Source organism: Aerococcaceae bacterium DSM 111021 (assembly GCA_020112395.1).
GTDB lineage: Bacteria > Bacillota > Bacilli > Lactobacillales > Aerococcaceae > Ruoffia.
The window spans coordinates 775532-801736 of record JACCEK010000001.1; the positions used below are offsets into that span (position 1 = coordinate 775532).

Consider the following 26205-nt stretch of genomic DNA (forward strand, 5'->3'; position numbering starts at 1 on the left):
CCTCCTTCTTTAATACACATGAACTAACTTCAGTGGCACATTATATAAAGTGGCCATTGTCATCTGATCTTTTAACCAGCGTTTTTCTGTGTGATTCGCTTGAATGACGATAACAATTTGGTTGGGTGCTAATTCGTCACTCTTAACTTCTTGTAACTTCGAAATAAAACGCTCCGATGTCTCATCAACATCGTTAATCTCTTCTGATAAGGCACTTTGTGAAATTATCCAACGAGAATTAACAGCTGGAATTCGAATCGCATCTTGAACATTGTAGACAGAATCTGTATGACTACTATGAACCAAAATGTGCTGATCATCAAGATCCCATGCATATTCAAACGCATAATTAATTTTATTTTTACGTAGTCGTTGTAAAAAGATAATACCCGTTGTTAGGATTAATCCTACGATTAAACCAAGGACACCGTAAATAATTAATGATCGTGCATTATTCGAACGATATATACTTAAAGTATCAACAGTTGGTAAACTTAAATATTCTTCTGTATCAACAACTTCACCAATCATTGGTTCTAGCGTGATATCAGCAAACTGATTCTCCATAAAAGGAATCTCACCTGATGCTAATAAGTCGCGATATGCGTTAGCAATAGCTAAGTTTTCTTCAGGTGTTTGTCCTGCTAAAACTCGGAATATAAACACCCCAGAAGCATTATCACGTACAGCAGAAATCGATCCACGGAATGTTGGTGTCTTAAATAATTCTAACAGTCGCTCACTATCTAAAGTTTCTTGAATTTCAATTCCAGTCTCTTCTTCCACAGCTGCTACCACTTGTGGTGAAGTGAAGTAATCATCATAAAGATGTGGATTAGAGAAAATTTGCCCGTCTTCAATTGTTACAACTGCTTTAAACGAACTTGGTTCTTGAGTATAAACTTTCTCAAGATAATCTGCAGCTTCTTGGCGGTCAGATAATAAGATGTCAGTAATAAAGTAACGTGCACCGACTGTGATGATAGATATAACTAAAGCACCAATTAATATCCTTACAATATTATCTTTAACAAAGCGCCATAACTCACTAATTATTGTTGCTAAACTCATTTTAATACCTCATTCTTTTTAGGTTTCGTAATGTCTTTCATTTCCAACAGCTTCACAAAGCTAATCATGATTCCAAAGTATACCCAATGCCATTCAATCAGCATATTATTCGCACTCGTTATACTTGCGAATATATACACAACTAGGAAAGCTATAAAACTTATGGCAATTTGACGAATAACTTTTGATTCATGATGACGGAGTCGGTTCAATGACCGAATTAATAGTCCATAGCTCATCACGTATAATACAAAAACTAAAACGCCATACCCTACTAAAATCTCAAGCCACCAATTGTGAATATTCGTAAATTCATCAATAGGTAAAAATGGAACTCGTCCCATCCATGTTTCAATATTTCCAGCTCCTACCCCAAAGCCAAACGTTTCTGCTAGAAATACTAAACCGTTTCGCCATAAATTCATCCTACGCGAATCTCCCGTATTATAGAAGTCTCCCCCTAAGTAAAATAAGTGAGACACTGTATCGTTAATTGTTGGAATGAAAATGATGACAGCAATAACTAAAATAAGCATCAAGACAATTCCAGTCACCACGTATTTTCTTTTAATATTCCATCTGAATTGCAATAACAATACCAATAAAAAGAATAATGCAAAACTCATTAAAATCATTCGTGAATCACTACGATAAACTAAATATGCTGTTAATAGAATTGGTATGACATACAGATAGCGACGTAAGGAGTGACGCGATAAATTGAGCATTATTAAATTAACTGGCAAATACGCTAATAATAAAGTAGCGTAATCATTCTGATTCGCAAAGGTTGTGATAGGTATTCGCGTTGATGGTTGCGTTGTAAATGTGTTGTTCTTATCTAATGCTTCTAAATTTGCGAAAATATAATGATTTGTAAAAATCTCATAAAGTCCCCAAAGCGCAAGTAAGGTCATCATTATCCAAATTGTCTTGATTAGAACTTTCCAAGTATCAAGATTATTTGTCCACAAGTACAAACCGACCACGCTACTAATACCTAAAGTAAGTAGAAACATCGCTTGGAACCAATTCATTACATCTAACGTCCAAACAACAGATACCGCTCCCCATACCCACCAAAAAAGATAGACCGCTGTAATAACTGTGGCAGTATTATTAGGCATGATTTTGATGTTAGGATCTTGTTTATTAATTTGATAACCCAAAATAGCTATCATGCCAATAACAAGTAATCGATACAGTGTAATTTGTGCTACTGGAGTAGGTATCGCTAGGATTTCTGTTCCTAGAAAAACGGTTGCTACTATCAGTATTAAATATTTTCGCATGTTGTTCACCTTCTAACTGTTAAGTAAAATCCCAATTTGCTGGATTATTCTTAATTTCTATTGCAGTTTTAATTGTGGGTAATTGGACAATTAACGCCAATAGACCTAATCCAATCGTATAATAGATACTATAATTCAATGGATATAAATTAATTAAACCTGCTGTTATCATAATCAGCATAGTAATAACTTGTTTCTTTTGTCCAAAATAAAAACCTGTCCGACTTGAAAAATACGTTCTTGCAAGATAGAAAACCATATAAGCAGCAGTAGATGCCAATGCAGCACCACGGAAACCTATAAATGGTGTCAGTGATAAGTTGATAACCACACTAACAGCCAATGACATTATACTCACAAAGATATTATAATGTGTCTTTCTTGAAAATACGATTCCCAATGTCGTTGTTTCAGACAAAGTATACATAATATGTGGGAATGCTAATAATCCCATGATGTACTGAACGTCTAAGTATTCTCCATTCGGACTTAAAATTAAGGCTATTGGATTTCTTAGAACTAAGATTACAAAGAACAAGCCTGACAATAAGAACAAGATAATATCACTGATAAACTTGTAGTGTTTCATAGATTTATTCTCTTCATACCAACGATATGCCGTCGGAATCCAAAAGCTCGCAAATGCTGTCTTCAAGATTCCAATAATACTCCCAATTTGGCTTCCTGCTTTATAAATCCCTCTATCCTCTAGTGTTGAAAATTCAGTCAATACAATTATATCTATTGAATTCAATGCCGCTGCAAGTGAAGTTGCAATCATAATCGGAGTACCGAATATAAACATCTTCTTAATAAGTTTAGGGTCAATTTTGAATCCACTAAAGTCTAATAATGAGCGATATTTTATAAATAACACTAAATCTGCTAATATTTGACCAAAAATTAAACCATATACAACAGCACGGAAATCTCTTACTCCTAGGAAAATCATTCCCATTGAAATAATAAAGTTTCCTATTTTTAGAAGTAAACTGTAAAACGAGTATTCAATTGCCTTTTCTTGCATCCGTATACTTAGAAGTATAAAACGCTCTAAAATCGTTGCTAACACCCATACTCCTGCGTACCATACTATGTAATAATATTCTCCAGACTGGAATAGCCATTCAGAGAATGAAACTGAAAAGATGGCTGATACACCTATTAATAAAATACCAAGTAATAAAGGTAGTATCATTGCTTGTTGCATTAAATTCCGTTTATCTTTCATATGATTATATTCACGCGTGAAAGCTTGGTCCATTCCAATGTATATAAAATTTGGAATTTGTACTATTAAAGTTTGAAAAGTCGCTGCTCTTCCATATTCAACAGTAGATAGGGCATTAGTAAATATCGGGAATAGAATCAACGAAATAGCTGCTCCTAATATGGGTCCCATACTAAATCCCATAAGTCGTTTCATAAATTGTTTCATTTTTTATATCACCTTTAATAATTCGTGTATTCTGCGATTGATGATGCATAAAGCTTTGCTGCTTGAATATTTGTATAATTATTTCTTTCAAGAGCCATTAATCGATCACTAGATTCTACACTTCTATTTTTAGACGCTTTAAGAATTTCTTTCAACCATTCATTTGGTGTAGCGTTTAGGTCTACACGATATAACAAGTCTATACCTAGTTCTACTTCCATCGGAATTGTGTTAGATAAAACAACTGGTACTCCTGCAGCTTGACTCTCAATAGCAGACGTTCCTAAGCCCTCGTTTATCGATGGGAACAGTAGTACATTCATTACTGGAAATAGGTCTGCGATTGGAGAAACACGTCCAATTAATTGAACATAATCTTCTAATTGATTCACTTTAATTCGATTCTGTAATTCTTCTTCAAGTTCACCACTACCAGCAATCAAAAATTTAATGTTTAATTTCTTCATCTTAACTAATTCAGCTACTTGAATCATCAACGCATGATTCTTGATTGGTGCTAATCTACCAACTTGTCCAACTACTAACGTATCATCAGCAATCGCGTATTTAGCTCGTCCCTGTTCACGCAAGCTAATTTCTTCATCAGGCTCCATTAAAAAATCAGCGGGGTTAATACTATTGGGTATGATAACCATATCTTTTCGTTCGATTTTATAGCTGAATAATGCTTGAACAGCATTTCGACTACAGCCTACGAATTTTGCTGAAGTTGTTTGATTAATCATTTGATTAAGATAATGCAAAAAACGCTTGGGAACTGTTAATTGATTATCATCCACATAATAATGTGCATGAATAATAAATTCTGCATCGCTTTTGAAAGTACTAATAGACTTATAAGCTAAAGCACGATAGCCAGAAATATGACAATGTATAACATCATAGTTATACAACTTAATAACCCTAGAAAAAGATTTATAAAATTGCTTCCACCCTTCTTTTTTAGGGTTTTTTATTTGATAAACATCGCCACCTGTTCGCTGAATGGCCTCTACAAATTCTTGTGGACATTGCTCATAAGTCACCACGTCAAACACAATTCCAAAACGATGAATCTCTGTTGCTAAATTACGGATAAATGTTGATATTCCACCACCATGACTACTCATAATATGAAGAATACGTTTATTCACTTTTTGGCTCATCTTAACGATCCCCATCCTTACGTCATTCTATAAATTCTTACTCTCTTATACTAATCACTTTTATTTACATAACAATTTGACTCCATAACGCGATGAAACACCCACAATGATTTAATTGAATCCATCGTGAGTGTTGTTGTCAGCGTTTTTTGAATTCAAGTACAGTCATTTAGCTAATACTTGAATCATTTTGTCTTGAACTTGGTGCTTCACTTGATTGAGTAGATGGCGGTGCATCTTCAATTACTCCGCTCTCTTGATTGTATTCCCCATCTTCGTAGCTAGGAATACTCGTTTCTGGTAATTCTGATTCTTGTGGCGCCTCCGGTTGTTGAGAAGATTCTTCTGTAGGCGGGTAAGTTGGTCGTGTTGGTTGGCTATATTCCGGTTGCTCATAATAATAATCATTATTAGGCGTTGGATTGTAATCCTCAACGGGTGCTGTTTGAACTGGTTGCTCAATGGACTCTCTTGCTGTCTCTAGTGACGTTTGTCGTTCGTTTAATTCAAGTAACTCCGTATCCGTTAATCCCGTTGGATATTGATTAATAATGACTGCTAAAGACTTAGCTCGTTGTTCACCTTCATCTATCCCCAATGGATCTTCTAATTCACTTGCTGTAATTGATGGCATGTTACTTACATATCGAAACTCATTAGCTACTTTGACACGAGCGTTCAATGGAATATGATAATATGCAATCTCATCAATTTGAATCTCTTCTAAAGTTTCAAACTGGACTGCAGCTATATTCTTTAAAGCTGGTAAATACTGTTGGTATATCGATAATACTTCATTAAAATCGATATTCGTCGTAACATAATTACTTGCAACATTGATCAACCTTGGGTATTGCACTACAGCATCTAAACTTAACGCTTTATCAATAATCGCTTTAATAACAATCTTTTGGCGGTTTTGACGTCCCACTTCTCCTTGAGGATCATCGTAGCGCATACGAGCAAAGTTCATTGCTTTTACACCGTCAACTTCTCTTCGTCCACCTTCATGAAACTCTGTCCCACGATACTCAAAGGATAGTGGACTTACAATTTCAATTCCTCCAAGTGCATCAATCATTTCAGCTAATCCGTCCATATTAATAACAAGATAATAATCAATAGGTACTTTCAAAAAATCTTGCACTGTTTCGATTGTTAAATCGATTCCACCATAAGCATAGGCATGATTAATCTTATCTGGTTCATCTTGACCATCGATGTTCGCTATGGTGTCACGAGGAATGCTGACCATCTTAGTTGTTCCAGATTCTGGGTTTAAATTGATAAGCATTAGAGTATCAGATCGACTAACATAACCTTGGTCTTCGTTACGTTCCGCTCCCCCATCTGTCCCTACTACTAATACATTAATTGGATCTCCTTCGGCAATCTGCACATCTTTATCACGAATAGTTTGCACATCTACTTCTTGATTCGTATTATTAATCGCTGTTAAAACATTCCCATAGATATAACCACCTACAGCAGCAAAAATTAATACGAGTATAATGATTAGATTACGAATAGTTTTCCAAAAACTTAATTTTCCATCTGTTGTAAAAAAACGTTTCAAATTACTCTCAGTCCTTAGTAGCTAACTCGTCGATCGCAGAAGCCATTATTGAAACCACTACTTTTAGTTCTTCCAAGTCAGCAAAGTATATATATCGATTATCTATTTGAGTTCGATTTAGTGTAATCAACTCATTGAGGTCGACATTCGTTAAATTATAATCATCATTGCGATAAATTTCAACTAATTTTCTAAAAGGTAACTCAGTTTCAAATACATATTCCCCATTTTCAAAGAATTCAGGTAATTGAAGAAGGTTTTCAAGCTTAAATGATTGCGTCGCAATACTGTTTAATAATGACTGATGAAGCTTAATTTGGTCTAAAACCGGCAATTCATTGCCTTCATCAATTAAATTCATTGTTTCTCTACCACTCAATTGAATTGACTGGTTCCTATAAATCGATAGATTTTCTATATCGATTGGAACATTCACATTAATGGGAGCTAGTGGATCAATGATATCACGAATATTTTGTAGTCTAATAACTGATAAGTAGTTCAATTGAACTTCAAACAACCTTTCAACAGTATCTTTAATACTAGATAATCCACTATTAGCATAAGTTAATAAACTAATATCTTCTTCACCATTATCCACCACTAAGTTCAGCGGGATATTAACAGCTTGAACTGTGGATTGCTCAGGATTAATGTAGTATAAAGTTGACCACAGGGCTTCTTCTACTTGTGCACCATCTACATAGATATTGTCTAATGTGACTAACAGTACTGTATAAGGTGTATTGTCCTCAACTGAATTTTGTTCACCAAGATGAGGTACAACTTCCTCCTCATATACCATAGTTTGATATGCATCTTGAATCGAAGAATATTGATAGTAGATATAGAATCCTACTGCTGTGGCAATAATCATTATCACAAATAATATGATAAACCATTTTGGTCTTGCTGTTTCTTTAACTCGTCCTTCATAAGTAGGATAACTATCTCGGGTATACCTTTTTTTACTTACCACTTTATCGCCTCGTTATTAATCAGCGTAGCCATTAGGATTGTTTTGTTGCCAACGCCAACTATCTTGACACATTTCTTCTAATGTTTTTTCCGCTTTCCAGCCTATTTCTCTTTGTGCTAGATTTGGATTTGCATATACTTCGGCAACGTCACCAGGACGTCTAGCTATGATTTTATATTTAATTTCTTTGTTTGTTGCTGTTTCGAATGCATTAACCAGGTCTAAGACACTATAGCCTTCTCCAGTTCCTAAATTATAAATATTCGTCCCAGTATGCTCTAACAACTCTTCTAATGCTTTGACATGTCCCTTTGCAAGGTCAACTACGTGGATATAATCTCTTACGCCCGTACCGTCTGGCGTTTCGTAATCGTCACCAAAAACGCTTAATTCGTCTAACTTACCTACAGCAACTTGTGTAATATACGGCATTAAGTTATTTGGAATACCTTTGGGATCTTCACCGATTAAGCCACTTTCATGCGCTCCAATTGGATTAAAATATCTTAATAGCGTTACTCCCCATTCGTTGTCAGCATAGGCAACGTCTTTTAGTAAGTTCTCATTAACAATCTTTGTATATCCATATGGATTTGTTGCAGTAAAAGTCGGCATTGTCTCATCTAATGGCGATGGGTTCTCAGTGCCATATACTGTTGCTGAAGAACTGTACACAATCTTCTTAACATCATGCTTTGTCATCACCTCAAGCAACGAAACTGTTCCTTGAATATTATTGTGATAGTACATTAATGGTTTCTCAACTGACTCTCCCACTGCTTTATAAGCAGCAAAATGAAGTACAGCTTCAATCTGATGTTTTTTAAAGATGGGTTCTAAAGCTTCTTTATCTAAAATATCTACATTATAAACAGTCATTTCTTTGCCTGTAATTTGTTTAATACGTTCTATGGCGTTAGGACTACTATTACTATAATTGTCTGCGATAATCACTTCATATCCATTATTCAATAATTCTACAACGGTATGGCTTCCAATATATCCTGCTCCACCTGGTACTAAAATAGCCAATATACACACCTCACATAATTATTTGTTCATTGGCATATTATAGCATAACTTACACATCTTTTAATTGACTTAATACATTTATAACTAAGTTCATAATATATTATTCTAGAATACAATGAATAAGTCCCACTACCACGGAAATATGCTAATCAATCTCACATTTTCAAAACACTTTTTATAATTTTTCTTAGTAACAATATAATCTCTCAAACTACAGTTTTACTCGTCTTAAGAATAACAACTGTTAGAATAAGCATATATTTGATATAATAATTTAGAATTACATATAAAGGAGGCAATGCATGGCCGAAGCGTTGATAATTTATACAAGTTTAACTGGCAATACAGAAGCATGTGTTGATATTGTTGCTGCTCAGCTCGAGGAACATGGGGTCGAGGTTACAATTGAAGATGTTATGCTAGCAGAGCCAGATGATTTCTTAAACTATGATATTGTTCTAGTCGGAAGTTATACTTATGGTGTTGACGGTGTTCTACCCGATGAGATGGAAGAATTCCACGAAGAATTAGGTGATTTAGACCTCTCAGGAAAAGTCTTTGGTGTTTTTGGATCAGGTGACGACTTCTATCCTGTCTTTTGTAGTGCAGTTGATGACTTTGAAGAACAATTCGAAAAAGCTGGAGCGGTTAAAGGCGGTATAGGTGTAAAAGTTAATCTTTATCCTGAAGAAGAAGATGAAGTCCTTTTACGCAAACTTGCCGATGACATTGTCGCCAAATCTGAAAATTAATTATAGAAAGAGGTATTTATAGTGTTAGAAAATTTTGATAAATTACTAAACAAGTATGCTGATTTGATTGTTAATAAAGGGATTGCAGTGAGCCAGGATGATTATGTACTCATCAATGCTGACATTGAACAAGCGCCACTTGTACGTCTTGTTGTAAAGAGTGCTTACCAATCAGGTGCGAAAAAAGTTATCGTTAACTGGTCGGATGATATCATCTCACGCGTTAATTATGAAGGACAAGATGTTGAAACTTTAACAGATATTCCTCAATACAAAGTTGATGAAGCACACGATTTATTAGATAAACGTGCAAAAAGAATTGCACTGCGTTCATCTAATCCAAACGCATTAAAAGGTGTAGATCCTAAAAAAATTAGCGAGAGCCAATTAGCTTCTTCTCAAGCATTAGAAAAAGTACGTAACGCAACTCAAGCAAATGTAGTGAGCTGGTTGGTATGTGCTGGTGCTGGTGAAGAATGGGCGAAGTTAGTATTCCCCGAATTAGAAACAACTGAAGAACAAGTTGATGCTTTGTGGGATCAAATCTTCAAAACAACTCGTGTATATGAAGAAAATCCAGTTGAAGCATGGGACGCTCACGAAGCAACATTAAATGAAAAAGCAGCATTCCTTAATGCTGAACAATTTGATCAATTACATTATACTGCTGCAGGAACTGACTTAACGCTTGGTTTACCTAAAAATCACGTGTGGGAAAGTGCTGGAAGCACAAACGAAAAAGGCGACGTGTTTATTGCAAACATGCCTACAGAAGAAGTATTTACAGCACCAGATTTCAGACGTGCTGAAGGTAAAGTTTCATCATCAAAACCATTAAGCTACGGTGGAACAGTTATCGACGGTATGACATTCCACTTTAAAAATGGTGAAGTAGTTGATGTTACTGCTGAACAAGGTGAAGAAACACTTAAAACGCTTATTAATGATAACAAAGGTTCTAAATCTTTAGGTGAAGTTGCTTTAGTACCGCACAAATCACCTATTTCTCAATCAGGAATCATCTTCTACAATACTTTATTCGATGAAAACGCATCTAATCACTTAGCTCTTGGACAAGCTTATGCTACTTCAGTTCAAGGTGGAGCGAAAATGGACCGCGATCAATTAGAAGAAGCTGGATTGAACCGTTCTAACGTTCATGTTGACTTTATGATCGGTAATGCTGAAATGAATATCGATGGAATCAAAGAAGATGGAACTATTATTCCAATCTTTAGAAATGGTGAATGGGCTATTTAGTCCTAATAAATTAGGAGGTATATTGTATGTCAAATGACAATAAAACCGGAAACGCATTAGAACAAGAGTTAGTAAAACGCTTAGAACAGTTTGACCGACGATTTGATCGTAATGGTTGGTTCTTTTTAGTCATTGTAATCGTCATTTTCTTTATTACATTGTATTTATTTATGCAAATATTTAGAGTTCCTGAAGTTGATACATATACCTCTTCAAATGAAATACTCGGACAAATCGAAAGTCTTGAAGAACGAATTGAATCATATGAGATTCGTCTTGATGACTTAGAAGCTGAATAATTTTAGAAGGATTTACTCATGAAACTATTACATATTAATTCATACTACTCAACTTCCGGATTATTCAATCAATTGTATAATCGTCAAGTTGATTCCGGTATTGATATAGATGTGTATGTACCCATTGCATATCAATATCCTGAAGACAGATTATCAACTAGTGGAGAATATACAACGGTCAGTCGTAATCATCATCAACTGACTCGATGGGTATTCCCTATTAAACACCACAAAATACTCAATGATTTATTAACTCATTATGACTTTAAATCGTATGACTTAGTTCATGCACACTCACTGTTCTCCAATGGATGGCTGGCCTTGCAGCTTTATAAGAAATACAGCATTCCATATGTTGTAGCTGTTCGTAATGCGGACATGCGGACGTTTTTTCAAAGAATGCCATGGATGAGAAAAACGGGTATTGAAATACTAAAACACGCTTCAAAAATTATTTTTATTTCAAAAAATACTTATAACGAAATTTTTGAAACATACGTACCTGAATCACTTCAAGATTCTTTTAAAGATAAAGCGCAAATTATACCCAACGGTGTGAATGATTATTGGCATGAAAATCGTTTCACTGAAAAGAAGAACGAATTACATAATCCGTTAAAAATTGTTACAACTGGTAAAGTTATGGCTTTAAAACGTTTCGTTCAGCTTGCTGAAATGGTGCAAAGCTATTCAGATACTTTTTACCCTGCCCAACTACATATCATCGGTCCAAATTGGGATGACTCGATTCTAAAACAACTTAAACATATCCCCGTTGTTACCTATCATGGCGAGCAAAATATGGATAGTATTAAAGATTTGTATCGTTCAATGGATATTTTCGCGATGCTTTCCTATCCCGAAACGTTTGGTCTTGTGTATGTTGAAGCAATGAGTCAGGGGTTGCCAGTCATATACACTAAAGGTGAAGGCTTCGATAATTTCTTCCCCAATAAACAAATTGGGGTGAGTGTCGACCATAAAAACCAAATTGACTTTAATCATGCACTTGATTATATCGTCCAAAACTATACACAACTGTCGACACAAGCGGTTGAGTTGATGCAACGTTTTAAATGGGATAGAATCAATCAAGAATATTTAGACTTATATCAATTAATAACAAAGGAGCATATCAATGAGTAAAGTAAAAAAAGCAGTCATACCAGCTGCTGGCCTTGGTACTCGATTCTTGCCTGCAACTAAAGCGATGGCAAAAGAAATGTTACCTATCGTAGATAAACCTACCATTCAATTTATTGTTGAAGAAGCAGTTGCTTCAGGTATTGAAGATATTCTAATTGTTACTGGTAAAAGTAAACGACCTATTGAAGATCATTTCGATTCAAATATTGAATTAGAAGACCATCTTCGTGAACAAGGCTTGGAAAATTTGTTAGACATTGTAAATGATACAACGAATGTAAACTTATTCTTTGTGCGTCAATCCTATCCAAAAGGTCTTGGTCACGCGGTGCTTCAAGCAAAAGCCTTTATTGGTGATGAGCCTTTCGTAGTAATGCTTGGAGATGATGTGATGCAAAGTGAGGTTCCACTTACTAAACAATTAATTAATGTCTATGACGAGACACATGCATCGAACATTGCAGTGATGGAAGTTCCTTATGAAGATACTAATAAATACGGCGTGATTGCTCCAGAACGTGAATATTCTGAAGGTTTATACAATGTTGAACGCTTTGTTGAAAAACCAAACCCAGAAGATGCTCCAAGTAATCTTGCGATCATCGGACGTTACTTACTAACTCCAGAAATATTCGATATTTTAGAGAAGCAAGCACCGGGTGCTGGTAACGAAATTCAATTGACTGATGCGATTGATACTTTGAATAAATCACAACGCGTATTCGCTAAACGCTTCGATGGTAAACGATATGATGTCGGAAGTAAGTTCGGATTTTTAGAGATGAGTGTAGAAATTGGCTTAGAACATCCAGAAATTAAAGACGAATTACGTCAACATATCATTGATTTAGGTAAAGCACTTAAAGCATAAAAAATAGAGGTTGTCCGATTGGACAACCTCTATTTTTTATTCACCTTGTTGTTTAGTCATAAGCACTGGACCATCTTTAGTAATGGCAATTGAATGTTCATACTGCGCACAGTAACCACCGTCACGTGTACGAGCTGTCCACCCATTATTGTCCATTTTCATTTTCCAAGTTCCAGTTGTAATCATTGGTTCAATAGTAATTGTCATACCTTCTTTTAAACGTAACCCTTTACCAGCTAAACCATAGTGTGGAATGGCAGGCTCTTCATGGATTGTTGGTCCGATACCATGTCCGATAAAGTCTCGTACTACACCAAAACCTTCACCTTCTGCATAAGTTTGAATCGCATGTCCAATATCTCCGACACGGTTACCTACTACTGCTTGTTCCACACCTAGCATTAATGCTTTGTAAGTAACATCCACTAATCGTTGGTGCTCTGGAGTTAATTCTCCAACTGCATACGTCCAACAGCTATCTGAGATAGCACCGTTTAAGTCCACACAAAAATCAACATTCGCTATATCTCCAGATTTAAGAACGTAACCACTCGGGAAGCCATGACAAATTTCGTCATTAACACTAATACAAGTAGCATATTTATAGCCTTCGTAACCAATTTGAGCTGCAACTGCACCAGCTCCTTCAATACGTTGTTGTACAAATTTGTCAATTTGATTCGTTGTAATACCAGGTTTAATGAATTCACGTAATTCCTCATGAATTCCTGCTAGAATCTCTCCAGATTCTTTCATTTGTTCTATTTCTCGTTGCGATTTTAATGTAATCATTCTTTGTCCCCTTCTAGTTCTTTTCCCATTGAATATTAATAATGCTAGCTATTTTGTTGTTTGTTTTGTTAATTATAACTTGTTGAGTTTGACTATTATCCTTAATATCAATTTTATTGCAGATAAATACTGTATCTTGTGGAAGAATTTCTTTCTCATATTTAACTTCTATTCGGCTCATCTTATAATCCTGGCGAATATTATCAGGTAATGTACGATATGCCCATTTCAGATACACTAAGTTGTTAACGTGTAAATTTTCATCAATATCACTTTCATCAATCCCAATATTGATATCTTCTTCCCCTGCTTCATTTGTAAAAGCTTTAATTTTTGAAAAATTAATTGAATGAGATGAATCTATTATTTGTTCTGATTCTAGAGGTGATGGGTTAATCCTTACAATTCGACGTTTTTCAACGTCAATTGCCGCAAATTTAGCAAAAACTTCATACAATAACTCACCATCGCAGACAACACTATAACGTCTTGTGCAGAAGAACCGATTGACTTCTACCAGTCGAGTATCAATAACAAGTGTATCATTAAGAGCAGCTTCTTTAATGATACGAATCTCATACTGTGTTATAACCCACGCATGATTGTTTTCAATGAATTGAACATTCAATTGACTTTGTAAGTAAGCATCGTGTAAGCCACTTACTTCCATCGCATTATCTAAAACTTTAGTTAAATCGATTTGCGTCGTTCCAGTGATCATCAAATCATCTGTTACAACTAACTCGTTGCTTACTACTTTTAACTTTGAATCTTCCATCGATTCTGTAACCCCCTAACAGTACTATAAGAATGATTATACCAAAAAATCGACCAACTAACAGAGAAGATGCATAATAAAAAAGCTAGCGATTAAATAATCGACTAGCTTTTCATTTTAAGAATAATTTCTAACGCATTTGGCGTAGGATAAATGAAACAATTGCTATAAGAACTACTGCACCTAGCAGTGAAGGAATAATAAAGAATCCACCAACTTCAGGTCCAAAACCTTGTAGAAATTGATTCCCGATCCATGAACCGATGAAACCAGCAATAATATTACCGATAACACCACCTGGGATATCGCGTCCCATAATCATACCTGCAATCCATCCGATGATACCACCGACGATTAGTGACCATAACCAACCCATTTTATTCAACTCCTTTTTAAAATTATACAAAAATAATATTTTGTAACTTTATTATAACAACTTGAAGCAAATTATGCGAGTATAAAGGCTTGGTAATAAGGTTTTAGCATAAAAAATATATTAATTGCTTCTTAAAACCTTGGTATATCAGCATCTTTTGTTAATATTCAGTTCATAATATATTATCTTATTTATGGAGCTATGCTACCCATAAATGAGATAATTAAATAAGTCATGTTGCTCTTAAATTTCATGAAAACTTTTTAGATGATATAATAATAATATTATAATTCAACTAAGGGGTGTATATATGAATATTATTTTTCCAGAGCGAATACAAAATGGTGATGAAATTCGTGTTCTCAGTCCAAGTTCATCGATTAATCGTGTAAATTCAAAAGAAGACAATAAGAATCTTGAGAAGTTATTCGACAAATTAGGATATAAAATAACATACAGTAAAAATATCGATGAAACGGATATGATGAACTCTACGTCTATTGAAAGTCGTGTCAATGATTTACATGATGCTTTCAAAGACTCAAACGTCAAAGTCATTCTTACTTCAATTGGAGGCTTTAATTCTAACGAATTGCTTCCTTACTTAGACTATTCTTTGATTCAACAAAATCCTAAAATTTTGTGCGGTTACTCTGACATTACTGCTTTACAAAATGCGATACTAGCAAAAACAGGATTAGTTACTTATAGTGGGCCAGCCTATTCTTCTTTTAAAATGAATGAACTGCAAGATTACCAAAGCAATGCTTGGCTATTAGCTTTGACTAAACATTCTTATTCATTGCCAACAAGTGATTTTTATTCCAGTGATGAATGGTTTATTCCAGAAAAACCTCGTGACTTAAAAGAAAATAATTGGGATGTATATTCAAATGGAGAAGCTGTTGGAACTGCCATTGTAGGAAACTTAAGTACCTTTAATTTACTTCAAGGTACGTCATATATGCCTCAAGTAGAAGAGCCGATATTATTTATTGAAAGTGCTGAAGAAAATAATGCTTATGATTTTGCTAGAAACCTTGCCTCACTTCTACAAGTATATCCAAAGCCGGTAGCTGTATTAATTGGCCGTTTCCCTAAAGAATCTGAAACAACTGAAGAGATGCTCCATTTTATATTGGACAAACATCCTATCTTAAAAAAAATTCCAGTTATGTACAACATAAACTTTGGTCATGCACAACCTATTTTCACTTTTCCAATCGGTGGGACTGTTTCTGTGAATACAAAAGATAAAACAATAACTGTATTAAAAGGTTAATTATTTTCTTGGATAAAAGCGAGAGTCTTTCGCTTATTCCAGTGACGATAGGTAGTTCATGTGCTCTGAAAAAGAATGTACTATCTCATTAGATGCTCTACGAATGAACAATGTGCTACAGATTCAATAGGGTGGCATACGATAGTATGTCTAAACAGAGCTGGAGACAGTCCTTCTACTCTAAGCTTCGCATAGGAAAATCCTAAGCGGTAATCATTGAATGCTTCCGTATATGGAAATGATGAATGTCCTACTAACACTGATATATACGATTAAAATTTTCAAATACAAAACAAACCAGCTAACACAGAAAATGTGTTAACTGGTTTGTTTGTTATCTCATCGTTACAAATTCTTCTGAACCAGTTGGGTGAATAGCGACAACCGAATCAAATTGGGCTTTAGTAGCTTTCATTTTCATTGCTACACCAAAGCCTTGAATCATCTCGTCAACGCCCTCTCCGATTCCATGTAAGCCGATAACAACTTCATCTGGCCCGTAACACACAAGCTTGAATTTATTTTGCTCACGATGCCACGCAGCTGAAGCATACATCGAATAAAAAGTATTTGTATACACTTTAATATTCTCTTCGCCATATTTTTTTATAGCATCTTTTTCAGAATAACCAATTGTTCCAATCGCTGGATGACTAAAGATAACTGTTGGAACATTTGTGTAATCAATCGCAGATGTTGGGCCATTATTGAATAAAAATTCCGACAATGTACGACCTGCTCTAATTGCTACAGGAGTTAAATCAATTCGATCGATTACATCACCGATCGCATACACTCCAGCTTCTTCCGTCTCATGCCCATCATTTACATTTACTTGACCTTTTTCATCAACAGTAATAGCTGTGTTTTCTAAACCAAGGTTCTCAGTATTTGCAACACGACCTATTGCAGCCACTACTCGGTCTACTACTAACTTCACTTCACCGTCAACTAGACACTCAATTTTGTTGCCATTTTTTCGATACTCAGTAAAGTTCGTATTCGCCATATAAGTAGGTCCATCTTCTTTGATCGTACCTAATAATAAATCACTCAACATATCATCAAAAGCACGTAACGGTTTTTCGTGCCTAGTGACTAATGTTGTATCAATGCCAAAATTGCTCATTACTTGCGATAATTCAACGGCAATATACCCAGCACCAACTACGGCTACTGATTCCGGTAAAGTCGTCCAATTAAAGAAGTCATCAGAGTTTTCAACTAAGTCTCCTCCTGGAACATCCACCTTTGCTGGACGACCTCCAGTAGCAATAAGTATATTTTTCGCTTTAAGTTGCTCGCCATTTACTTCGATTGTTTGACCATCAATAAATTTAGCATGGCCTTCATACAAAGTAATACCATTCTTCTCAAAACTATTTGTATAGCCTGCTTTTGAGCGACTAACATAACCATCACGAGCTTTAAGAAATTCGTCAAAATTAAAACTAGTTTCTTTAGCATGAAATCCATACCCAGGACCATATTTATGAATACTATCTGAAACTCTAGATGCATACCAGCTTACTTTTTTCGGTACACAACCTCGGTTCACACAAGTCCCGCCCAAATCTTCAGCTTCTATCACGGCTACTTTAGCTCCATGCTCTGCTGCACGGTTTGCAGAGGAAATACCTCCACTTCCTCCACCAATAACAATATAATCAAATTCTGCCATATTTATATTCAATCCTTTCTTTCAAGCCATACTGCTGCCATCGTTTGGCTAGCAGGAATAACTGCGTTTATTTTTCCATGATTATCATAAGCTTTATAAAATAATTGTCCTGCGTCGTTATAACCAAACGCATAAACTACTAGCCAATGATTGCCGTACTTGCTACCAAAAGCTTTTGTTGTACCTACTATAATTGGATAAGGAGATTCTTGATTTAATCGGCTAGTAACAATGGGATTACTAATTAAATGCCACCGAGGGTAATAGCCCTCTGAATTCATTAAATCCTTTAACCCTCCAATTAAATCCCACGGATATGTTCCCTTATAAAAAAAGCGTCCGTCAATTCGAGGTTTTAATGCGTTGATTAAATTATCCATTGATAAAGATATTTGACGATCTTGTTGAATGACATAATGTACCAATGCTGCTACCGAAAAAGTACCACAGAAACCAGGCAATTCACGATTTATATGCTTTCTATACGATTTCATTAACTTTTGGTCAATACCTGTCCATTCTGACGGCCAATCTTTTCGAGTATACTTTCCTTTTTTCACTTTTCTTACCCTACTTCCTTATAATAGCAGTCTACTATACCTACTATAAATGAACTAACAAATTGCTTACTAGCTTCATTAACAAACGCAAATGATTGTCTAAAAATAAATGTTGCTTATATTTTTTCCATTGCCACACGAATATGCTTTATTCGATTATTAACACCGGATGATTTGTAATTTAGACGGTTATTCTCATCGATAAATTCACCATGTTTTATAACCTCAACTAGAACTTATGGAAGTAAGAACGGTGAGGTTCAGTAGTGTTAGAATGATATATGATTTTAGTAATACAGCGAGATGTAGGCTCAATCGTGTGGCAACAGTCGATATGATGTTCCGCTACGGTGACCGAACCGTTCTCACTGGAATAGGCAAGTTCATTTCGCTTTCACACAACCCAAAATTCTTAGTTGTATTTTCATTAATAACATTAAAAAGCGGGTATCAACTGTTAGATGACAGTTGATACCCGCAATGAGAAAAACTTCATTAGTTAAACATAAATTACGCTTGTTTACGTATCCCGTCAAATTTATATTGATGCGTTTCTATCGTCTGTGTATAAAAATCTAATAAATTTATTGTGGCATTATCCCAAGTATATTTCATTGCTTCTGAACGGCCTTTAAGTGACAGTTTTTGCATAAGCAATGGATTATCGATATAGTTAATGGCCTCCATCAAACTTTCTGTATTCCCTGACTCATAGATTAATCCCGTTTCCATATCAGTGATTTGTTCAACAGTCGGATCACTTTTAGCAGCAATGACTGGAATACCGGAAGCCATCGCTTCAGAAATAACTAAACCAAACGTTTCTGAGGTAGAGGGAAAGACGAAAGCGTCTCCAGTTGCAAATGCTTTAGATAAATCTTCACCATGCTTAAAACCTAAAAAGGAGGTTTTTGTGCCAGCAAATACTTCTTCTAAGCGTTCCCTGTCTGGCCCATCTCCAACAATCGCTAAACAAAGGTCATTACGATGATCAAACATTGCACGTAAATGTTCAATATCCTTCTCAGGTGCCAAACGTCCAACATATACAAGTAATTTATGACTCGGTTCATTGAAAGTGAGTTCGTCATACAATTCTTGATCAAAAAAATCTGGATGACGTCCGTCGATATCAATACCGCGAGGTAATACTCCTTGTGTAGGAATCATTTCATCATTTAATTCATTCATTAAGCTTTGTGAGACAGTAATGTTAAAGTCTGACTTTGTATGCCAGTAACGTATGTATTCCCACAATACCGGCTTCAATAGACTCATATTGTAATGATCTAAATAGTTCGGCAAATGTGTATGGTATGACGTTATTAATGGAATATTCAATTTATTGGCATAATGGACCGCTGATGACCCTAATGAGATAGGGTTTACTGCATGTACAACATCTGGCTTAAATTGTTTGAATATTGTTTTTACTTTACGAGAAGGCAGACCCCAAGGTCGAGAACCATACAATGGAAAAGTCACGGTCTCAAGTCCATAAACTGGTACACCCTTATAATTGTTAATACCAAGTTCCGGTGAAATAACTATGACTTCATGACCACTGTCTTTTAACTGAACAACAAAGTTTGCCAAGCGAGTACATATTCCATCAGTCGCTGGGACAAAAGTTTCTGTTATGATTGCTATACGCATATTATCCTCCCATTTACCAAGCTACTTCATCTTGCAATACACTGATTATACCTTTCAATTGTAAATTTATGGATAAATGAATGTAAAGTTTATGTAAATTTGTATGTTTATTTGCGTTTTCTCTTATTTTTAATTTGTTTTGGTTTATGATTTCCCTGTGATGTTGACTCGTTAGCTTCAGATGGATCAATTAATACTCTGTTTTTTAAAACCTTCTCAGTTACAGTGATATTTTCTTCTTTTAAGATATTTGCTAAATCATTGAATTCTTGTTGATTCAATAATGAGATAACTGTACCTTCACTATTCATTCGTCCAGTTCTTCCAGATCGATGTGTATAAGTTCTACTATCTTGTACACGGTTATAATGAATAACATATGGAACTTCAGAGATATCCATCCCACGACTTGCAACATCGGTTGTTAATAAGTAAGTTACATCATGGTTTTTGAATGCCCGAATAGCGTATTCACGCTCTTGCTTGCTCGCATCACTATGTAATACTACGACCGGAACATTCCCATAAATTAACTTAGCAGCCACTTCTTCTATTTGATGAATTTGTTCAAAGAAAACCATCGCACGCATGTCATCCATTTGAGCTAATCGTTTTAATTCATCTGCTTTGTTACGATTGTTCACTGTAATGAAATGATGTTGAATTTGGCTCACCGATTCTTGTGAATCAACGCGGATTACTTCTATTTCTTGGTTCTCAACTTGAAGTTCTTTAACAAAAGCATCTGTTATAGTCGCACTAGCATAAACTTTTTGAACATCACGCATAAGTGATTGTTGGATTGTAGCTAAGGTACCTTTATGTTCATCTTTAAATAGATAATCAGCTTCATCAAACACAATCGTTTCAACAAGATGAACTTTGATTTTTTTAGTCTTACTAGTTAATTCAATAAAACGACCAGGAGTAGCTATAATTAATTCTGGTTTTTCTTTTAATTTATCAATTTGGCGTTTAATATTCGCGCCACCAATAAGTGTTTGAGTTTTGATTCCTACGGTTTTACCCCACTCACGTGCTACTTCACCAATTTGGATAACTAATTCTTGAGAAGGCGCTAAAACGATGGCTTGTAACGTCTTGTTCGCTTCAATTTTATTGAGTATTGGCAGTAAGTAGGCTAATGTCTTACCAGTACCTGTTGGGGATACCGCAATCACATTGCCTCCTTTGGATGCTTCTGTAAATAATTGTTCTTGAACCGGTGTAGGCTCTTGAAATTCTTTTTCTTTCCAATAATCTTGGAGTTCTGTTCTAAATGTATTAAGCATTATATGCCCCTTCTCTTATCTTCTATAATCTTCTTCAGTTTCAAATGAAATATTTGCGGATCTACGCAGTAAATCCATTGTTTGTGCAACTTGTAAACTTAATTGTTTCCAATCTTCATAGCGAACCTTTTGATGAATGCTATCTGAGTCATTAATTACTTCAGCAAAATTTAATAATTCATCGTACATATAATTTTCTGGTTTATAATCAATAACATCTGCTTTTTGACCTTCATTATTTATTAACTCGACTTTACTAATACGACTTATATCATGGACTACAATTGTCTCGTCATCAATATATATTTCACTTGGTAATTTTGAATGAACTGCCTTTGAAATGAAAATTGTTACTTGATGTTTATCGTATGTGAATAGAATTGTACCAAATAAATCGATACCATTCTCACCTTTTTGAGCATTGTATCTAACCGATTGGGGTAAACCGAACAGGTCAAGTACAACATATACTGGATACACGCCTAAGTCCATTAAAGCACCACCTGAATAATCAGGATTGAATACATTAGGTGCAATTTGACTGTTTGCCATTGCATCACGATATTGTACATATTTCGAAGAATATTGTCCGAAATTAAAATTTGCTCCTAAAAAAGGTTGTTCTGATTCTTTAATCTTATTTTGAATTAATTGTTTCATGCGACGATAGTTACGTGTATGAATGTGTAATGCACCTTCAAAAATGAATACATTCATACGTTTCGCTTCATCATGAGCTTGACGCCACTCATCCACATTCGAGAACATCGGTTTCTCTATTAGAACATGCTTCCCAGCTTTGATGGCTTGCATTGCTTGTTCAAAGTGCAGTTTATTGGGACTCGCTATATAGATTAAATCGATCTCTGGATCGAATAAAATATTATTTAACTGATCTGTATAATAATCTGCCTTATAAATCGTCGCAATGTCTTTTGCCCGATAGGCGCTTCGAGAATAGATGCCTTTTATCTTATAGAGGTTGGTCAATTGACTCCCTTTTATAAATTGTTCTGTTATCCATGAAGTACCAATGGTTCCTACGTTAATCATTGAACTCCTCCTCTTATATTAATTGCTCTTCGTCAATATTTTCTAAGTATGTCTTGATTGAGCGAGTCACTTCTTCAAGGCTGCCTTCTTCAAATGGTGATGTTAAGTTAGCTAATTTAACAATTTCTAAGTATGACTTTGTCCCACCTACTCGACAAATCTTTAAGTAATCAGACCAGAAACTATCATCTTCTTTAATTTGACTACGATCCCAGAATTGGAATGCACCTACTTGTGCAAGCGTATAATCGATGTAGTAAAATGGCGAACTGAAAATATGTGCTTGTCTAAACCATAAGCCACCTTGATCATAAAACTCATTATCATCGTATTCTTTCCAAGGATTATATTGTTTTTCTAATTCACGCCATTTTAATCGGCGCTCTTTAGGAGTCATTGTTGGATTCTCATACACTTCATGTTGGAAGTGATCTACTAGGACGCCGTATGGTAAGAAAGTAACACCATCTGCTAGATGAGCATACTTATACTTATCAACTTTATCACCAAAGAACTGATCCATCCATGGCCAAGCAAAAAACTCCATACTCATTGAGTGAATTTCACAACTTTCATGGGTTGGCCATATTAATTCTGGCACTGTAATCCACCGTGATCTATATACTTGGAAAGCATGACCGGCTTCATGGGTTAACACATCTACATCACCTGATGTCCCGTTAAAGTTAGCAAATATAAATGGTGCATTTAAATTTGGTATATACGTACAATAACCACCACTTTGCTTGCCCGTTTTAGTTAATAAGTCCATCAAGTCATGCTTCATCATGAAGTCAAAAAACTCATCCGTTTCTGGAGACATTTCTGAATACATCTTTTCAGCTTTTTGAATTACTTCAAAAGTCGTTCCGATTGGCTTCGCATTACCAGTTGGGAAATTTAACCCTAAGTCATAATACTTCAATTCATCTAAGTCTAATCGGTTTGCTTGGCGGTCAAAAATATACTTAGATAAAGGAACAATGTGCTCTAATACTTCTTTACGATACACTTCTACATCTAAACGCGTATAGTCCAAACGATTCATTCTAGCGTAACCCATCTCAACAAAATCTTTAAAGCCTAATCTCGTTGCCATTTCATGGCGGACTTTCACTAGTTCGTCGTAGATGCGATCTAAATCACTCAAGTTTTCTTTAAAGAAATTAGAGTACAATTCTGATGTAGTTTTACGTTCCTCACGGTCCGTAGATTGCATAAAAGGTGTTAAACCCGATAAATTATATGTTGTCCCCTTATACTCAAGTTCCGCTGATGCGATAAGTAAATCATACTCTGACACTAATTTGTTCTCTTGTTGTAGTAACGGAATAATTGATGAATCGAAAACGTTTAAAGAGTTTTCAATAATATCAAAAAATGGTTCAGGTATTTCTTTTTTTAACTCGTCTAAATACTGAGAGTCTAAAATTGTTCGATAGTAATCTGTTTCCCACTCCGAGATGATTGGTTGATGTTCATCCCAAAAATCACTTTCATTCTGATAAAAATTATCTTTAGTATCAATTGAGTAACGGATTCCTGCCAATTCCGACTGAGTACTTAGTTCATTTTGTAAAGATTGTACCTTACGAATACCTTCCATAGCTTCTTTGACAGATTGAGCATCTTTAATTTGCTTAATATATTCTTTATATTCTTGTTTGAAAACGTCTAAATCTGGTCTTCTATAATTAAATTCTTTAAATTTCATGCACACACGTCCTTCATTTACTGTATTGTTATTATACCACAGGTTATTGTATTAACTTGCTATTTCAGACTTATCATTTGATTATATTGACCCTAACAACTAATAAAAATCAAGTCATACAAAACCACTTCTCAACAGTATTTATAAGCATTTTACTAGATTAATCTTGGCATTGTCGTGTATAATTGTATGTTGACAATGACAGAATCAATAAAATGGATATAAATGATATCCACACATACGCAAAGATTATTAAATAGGAGGTGTCTTTATGCGTCAAGATTTAAGTAACGAAGGAACCCCTAAAGAAAATAAGGTCAAAATAGATCGCAGTGAAATTCTATATAAGATTGAGCAAAAGTTAAAATTATTACCTGATCTACCTGGGTGTTATTTAATGCGAAATGCGAATGATACAATTATTTATGTTGGTAAAGCCAAAAATTTAAAAAATCGCGTTCGCTCATATTTTAGAGGAGCTCACGATGCAAAAACAACAAAACTAGTTTCTGAAATAGATCATTTCGAAACAATTATTACTAATAGTGATAAAGAAGCTTTAATTCTTGAAATTAATCTAATTCAAGAATATAAACCCATCTATAATATTCGATTAAAAGATTCAACAATGTATCCTTATCTAAAGATAACTAAAGAAGAGGACCCACAATTAATTATTACGAATGAAGTCAAAAAAGATGGCGGGACTTACTTTGGTCCGTTCCCTAATGTCTATGCAGCAACGAGCACACAACAACTGTTACACCGAGCGTATCCTTTACGCAGATGCTCAAAGAATGAAAAGAGAGCATGTTTCTATTACCATCTTGGACAGTGTATTGGACCATGTAATCACAAGGTTGACAAAGAGGTCTATGATAGACAAATAGAAAACATAAAAAAATTCTTTGGTGGTAATGTGAATGGTATAAAAGATGATTTACGTTCAAAAATGAATACTGCATCAGAGAAGTTAGATTTTGAACAAGCTGCTGATTACCGTGATCAAATTAGTTATATTGAAAAAACAATCGAACGCCAAGTCATTATGAGCCAAGATTATGACAATATGGATGTATTTGGTTACACGCTCGATCGTGGTTGGCTATCTGTTCAAACCTTTATGTTGCGTCAAGGTTCAATTCTGAAGCGTAAAGCAGCTATCTTTCCTAGCTATAACAACCCTGAAGAAGAAGTGACCACTTATATAGCACGTTTTTATAAAGAAGAATCTCATTTAATGCCTAAAGCTGTACTCGTCCCAAGTGACGTAGATAATAAGTTACTAAACGATTATCTTGAAGTACCAGTCTCTACTCCGCTACGCGGAAAGAAACGCAGTCTTTTAGAGCTTTGTGAAAAAAATAGCCGCATTTCATTAGATGAGAAGTTTAGATTAATTGAAATGAGTGAGCGAAAAACTCTAGGTGCAATCGATGAATTATCAGATGCATTAAATATCCCTCAAGCAAATTATATTGAATCTTTTGACCATTCTAATATCCAAGGAACTAATGCGGTATCTGGAATGGTAGTTTACCGAGATGGCAAGCCTGAACGTAAGAACTACCGTAAATTCAAAATTAAAACAGTTGAAGGAGCCAATGAGTTTGCTTCAACACAAGAAGTTATCCGTAGACGTTACACAAGGCTATTACGGGAAGAGAAGGAATTACCAGACCTTATCCTAATGGATGGTGGAAAAGTCCAAATAAGAGCAGCTAGAGACGTTTTGGAGAATGAATTGGGTATTACCATTCCTGTAGCAGGTATGGTAAAAGACGATAAGCATAAAACCGCTGCTTTAATGGATGGATATAGCGAAGAGATTATTCCTTTAGAACCAACGAGTCAAGTCTTTCACTTCTTACAAAGAGTTCAAGATGAAGTTCACCGGTATGCAATAAGTTATCATCGAAATGTTCGTTCCAAATCTCAATTTGGTTCAATACTAGATAGCATTGAAGGTGTTGGTCCTAAAACTAGAACGAAATTACTTAAACACTTTAAAAATTTACAAAAAATGAAAGTGGCTGAAATGGATGAATTTCGTCATCTAGGTATCCCTCAGCCTACAGCACAACGTATCATTGATACACTTAATAAAGAAGAGCAATTTGAAACCAAATAAAAAAAGAG

General features: G+C 35.1%; 23 protein-coding genes. 7 read left to right on the top strand and 16 right to left on the bottom strand.

Annotated features, from left to right (window positions below; all coding sequences use genetic code 11):
* Positions 1–9: 9 nt before the first annotated feature.
* The 7 genes from HYQ40_03560 to galE all read right to left on the bottom strand — a co-directional run bounded on the left by HYQ40_03560 (position 10) and on the right by galE (position 8554).
* A complete protein-coding gene (locus HYQ40_03560; protein MBZ6526840.1) occupies positions 10–1071 on the bottom strand; it encodes a hypothetical protein in 1062 nt (353 codons plus the stop codon).
* A complete protein-coding gene (locus tag HYQ40_03565; protein MBZ6526841.1) occupies positions 1068–2363 on the bottom strand; it encodes an O-antigen ligase family protein in 1296 nt (431 codons plus the stop codon). Before HYQ40_03565 ends, HYQ40_03560 begins: the two co-directional genes overlap by 4 nt.
* A 19-nt stretch (positions 2364–2382) precedes the next feature.
* On the bottom strand, positions 2383–3801 hold the full coding sequence (locus HYQ40_03570; protein ID MBZ6526842.1) for a lipopolysaccharide biosynthesis protein: 1419 nt from the start codon (positions 3799–3801) through the stop codon (positions 2383–2385).
* 14 nt (positions 3802–3815) lie between these two features.
* A complete protein-coding gene (locus HYQ40_03575) occupies positions 3816–4967 on the bottom strand; it encodes a glycosyltransferase (GenBank protein ID MBZ6526843.1) in 1152 nt (383 codons plus the stop codon).
* Positions 4968–5136: 169 nt separating this feature from the next.
* On the bottom strand, positions 5137–6543 hold the full coding sequence (locus tag HYQ40_03580; protein ID MBZ6526844.1) for an LCP family protein: 1407 nt from the start codon (positions 6541–6543) through the stop codon (positions 5137–5139).
* A gap of 7 nt (positions 6544–6550) precedes the next feature.
* Positions 6551–7522, bottom strand: a complete 972-nt coding sequence (locus HYQ40_03585; protein MBZ6526845.1) for a hypothetical protein — start codon at positions 7520–7522, stop codon at positions 6551–6553.
* Between the two features lie 15 nt (positions 7523–7537).
* A complete protein-coding gene (gene galE / locus HYQ40_03590) occupies positions 7538–8554 on the bottom strand; it encodes a UDP-glucose 4-epimerase GalE (protein ID MBZ6526846.1) in 1017 nt (338 codons plus the stop codon).
* Between the two features lie 302 nt (positions 8555–8856).
* Here galE and HYQ40_03595 point away from each other — a divergent pair, with 302 nt between their 5' ends.
* The 5 genes from HYQ40_03595 to galU are packed head-to-tail and all read left to right on the top strand — an operon-like array spanning position 8857 to position 12882.
* Entirely contained in the window at positions 8857–9306 is a 450-nt protein-coding gene (locus HYQ40_03595; GenBank protein ID MBZ6526847.1) for a flavodoxin, read from the top strand.
* Positions 9307–9324: 18 nt separating this feature from the next.
* Complete coding sequence (locus tag HYQ40_03600; protein ID MBZ6526848.1) at positions 9325–10566, top strand: aminopeptidase; 1242 nt, start codon at positions 9325–9327, stop codon at positions 10564–10566.
* 26 nt (positions 10567–10592) lie between these two features.
* The gene (locus HYQ40_03605) at positions 10593–10865 is read left to right on the top strand and encodes a hypothetical protein (protein MBZ6526849.1); all 273 of its coding nucleotides are present in this window, start codon (positions 10593–10595) and stop codon (positions 10863–10865) included.
* An 18-nt stretch (positions 10866–10883) separates the two neighbouring features.
* A complete protein-coding gene (locus HYQ40_03610; GenBank protein MBZ6526850.1) occupies positions 10884–12011 on the top strand; it encodes a glycosyltransferase family 4 protein in 1128 nt (375 codons plus the stop codon).
* The gene (galU, locus tag HYQ40_03615) at positions 12004–12882 is read left to right on the top strand and encodes a UTP--glucose-1-phosphate uridylyltransferase GalU (protein ID MBZ6526851.1); all 879 of its coding nucleotides are present in this window, start codon (positions 12004–12006) and stop codon (positions 12880–12882) included. Before HYQ40_03610 ends, galU begins: the two co-directional genes overlap by 8 nt.
* 36 nt (positions 12883–12918) lie before the next feature.
* On the opposite strand, the gene map is transcribed toward galU, so the two are convergent.
* The 3 genes from map to HYQ40_03630 form a co-directional block, all read right to left on the bottom strand.
* Positions 12919–13674, bottom strand: a complete 756-nt coding sequence (map, locus tag HYQ40_03620; protein ID MBZ6526852.1) for a type I methionyl aminopeptidase — start codon at positions 13672–13674, stop codon at positions 12919–12921.
* 13 nt (positions 13675–13687) lie between these two features.
* Positions 13688–14452, bottom strand: a complete 765-nt coding sequence (locus HYQ40_03625) for a hypothetical protein (protein MBZ6526853.1) — start codon at positions 14450–14452, stop codon at positions 13688–13690.
* Positions 14453–14582: 130 nt separating this feature from the next.
* The gene (locus HYQ40_03630) at positions 14583–14828 is read right to left on the bottom strand and encodes a GlsB/YeaQ/YmgE family stress response membrane protein (GenBank protein ID MBZ6526854.1); all 246 of its coding nucleotides are present in this window, start codon (positions 14826–14828) and stop codon (positions 14583–14585) included.
* A 310-nt stretch (positions 14829–15138) separates the two neighbouring features.
* Between HYQ40_03630 and HYQ40_03635 the strand changes: the two genes are divergently transcribed.
* Positions 15139–16110: an LD-carboxypeptidase gene (locus HYQ40_03635; GenBank protein ID MBZ6526855.1), complete on the top strand. Its 972-nt coding sequence runs from the start codon at positions 15139–15141 to the stop codon at positions 16108–16110.
* A 334-nt stretch (positions 16111–16444) separates the two neighbouring features.
* On the opposite strand, the gene gorA is transcribed toward HYQ40_03635, so the two are convergent.
* The 6 genes from gorA to HYQ40_03665 form a co-directional block, all read right to left on the bottom strand.
* Positions 16445–17791: a glutathione-disulfide reductase gene (gene gorA, locus HYQ40_03640; GenBank protein MBZ6526856.1), complete on the bottom strand. Its 1347-nt coding sequence runs from the start codon at positions 17789–17791 to the stop codon at positions 16445–16447.
* An 8-nt stretch (positions 17792–17799) separates the two neighbouring features.
* Positions 17800–18351, bottom strand: a complete 552-nt coding sequence (locus tag HYQ40_03645; protein ID MBZ6526857.1) for a dihydrolipoamide dehydrogenase — start codon at positions 18349–18351, stop codon at positions 17800–17802.
* A 510-nt stretch (positions 18352–18861) separates the two neighbouring features.
* Complete coding sequence (locus HYQ40_03650; GenBank protein ID MBZ6526858.1) at positions 18862–20007, bottom strand: glycosyltransferase family 1 protein; 1146 nt, start codon at positions 20005–20007, stop codon at positions 18862–18864.
* A gap of 107 nt (positions 20008–20114) precedes the next feature.
* Positions 20115–21299 carry a DEAD/DEAH box helicase gene (locus HYQ40_03655; protein MBZ6526859.1) on the bottom strand — a complete coding sequence of 395 codons (1185 nt, stop codon included), beginning with the start codon at positions 21297–21299 and terminating at the stop codon, positions 20115–20117.
* Positions 21300–21314: 15 nt separating this feature from the next.
* Positions 21315–22352, bottom strand: a complete 1038-nt coding sequence (locus tag HYQ40_03660; GenBank protein MBZ6526860.1) for a Gfo/Idh/MocA family oxidoreductase — start codon at positions 22350–22352, stop codon at positions 21315–21317.
* Positions 22353–22365: 13 nt separating this feature from the next.
* Complete coding sequence (locus tag HYQ40_03665) at positions 22366–24066, bottom strand: M3 family oligoendopeptidase (protein ID MBZ6526861.1); 1701 nt, start codon at positions 24064–24066, stop codon at positions 22366–22368.
* A 337-nt stretch (positions 24067–24403) separates the two neighbouring features.
* Between HYQ40_03665 and uvrC the strand changes: the two genes are divergently transcribed.
* Positions 24404–26197, top strand: a complete 1794-nt coding sequence (uvrC, locus tag HYQ40_03670; protein ID MBZ6526862.1) for an excinuclease ABC subunit UvrC — start codon at positions 24404–24406, stop codon at positions 26195–26197.
* Positions 26198–26205: the final 8 nt, after the last annotated feature.

Excerpts from the sequence above, each read along its gene's own strand:
- HYQ40_03605 (MBZ6526849.1), top strand. The coding sequence starts at position 10,593 with ATGTCAAATGACAATAAAACCGGAAACGCATTAGAACAAGAGTTAGTA.
- HYQ40_03665 (MBZ6526861.1), bottom strand. The coding sequence starts at position 24,066 with ATGAAATTTAAAGAATTTAATTATAGAAGACCAGATTTAGACGTTTTC.
- HYQ40_03595 (MBZ6526847.1), top strand. The coding sequence starts at position 8,857 with ATGGCCGAAGCGTTGATAATTTATACAAGTTTAACTGGCAATACAGAA.
- galU (MBZ6526851.1), top strand. The coding sequence starts at position 12,004 with ATGAGTAAAGTAAAAAAAGCAGTCATACCAGCTGCTGGCCTTGGTACT.
- map (MBZ6526852.1), bottom strand. The coding sequence starts at position 13,674 with ATGATTACATTAAAATCGCAACGAGAAATAGAACAAATGAAAGAATCT.
- HYQ40_03570 (MBZ6526842.1), bottom strand. The coding sequence starts at position 3,801 with ATGAAACAATTTATGAAACGACTTATGGGATTTAGTATGGGACCCATA.
- HYQ40_03610 (MBZ6526850.1), top strand. The coding sequence starts at position 10,884 with ATGAAACTATTACATATTAATTCATACTACTCAACTTCCGGATTATTC.
- HYQ40_03575 (MBZ6526843.1), bottom strand. The coding sequence starts at position 4,967 with ATGAGCCAAAAAGTGAATAAACGTATTCTTCATATTATGAGTAGTCAT.
- HYQ40_03565 (MBZ6526841.1), bottom strand. The coding sequence starts at position 2,363 with ATGCGAAAATATTTAATACTGATAGTAGCAACCGTTTTTCTAGGAACA.
- gorA (MBZ6526856.1), bottom strand. The coding sequence starts at position 17,791 with ATGGCAGAATTTGATTATATTGTTATTGGTGGAGGAAGTGGAGGTATT.
- HYQ40_03625 (MBZ6526853.1), bottom strand. The coding sequence starts at position 14,452 with ATGGAAGATTCAAAGTTAAAAGTAGTAAGCAACGAGTTAGTTGTAACA.
- HYQ40_03630 (MBZ6526854.1), bottom strand. The coding sequence starts at position 14,828 with ATGGGTTGGTTATGGTCACTAATCGTCGGTGGTATCATCGGATGGATT.
- HYQ40_03655 (MBZ6526859.1), bottom strand. The coding sequence starts at position 21,299 with ATGCTTAATACATTTAGAACAGAACTCCAAGATTATTGGAAAGAAAAA.
- HYQ40_03660 (MBZ6526860.1), bottom strand. The coding sequence starts at position 22,352 with ATGATTAACGTAGGAACCATTGGTACTTCATGGATAACAGAACAATTT.
- HYQ40_03560 (MBZ6526840.1), bottom strand. The coding sequence starts at position 1,071 with ATGAGTTTAGCAACAATAATTAGTGAGTTATGGCGCTTTGTTAAAGAT.
- HYQ40_03635 (MBZ6526855.1), top strand. The coding sequence starts at position 15,139 with ATGAATATTATTTTTCCAGAGCGAATACAAAATGGTGATGAAATTCGT.
- HYQ40_03650 (MBZ6526858.1), bottom strand. The coding sequence starts at position 20,007 with ATGCGTATAGCAATCATAACAGAAACTTTTGTCCCAGCGACTGATGGA.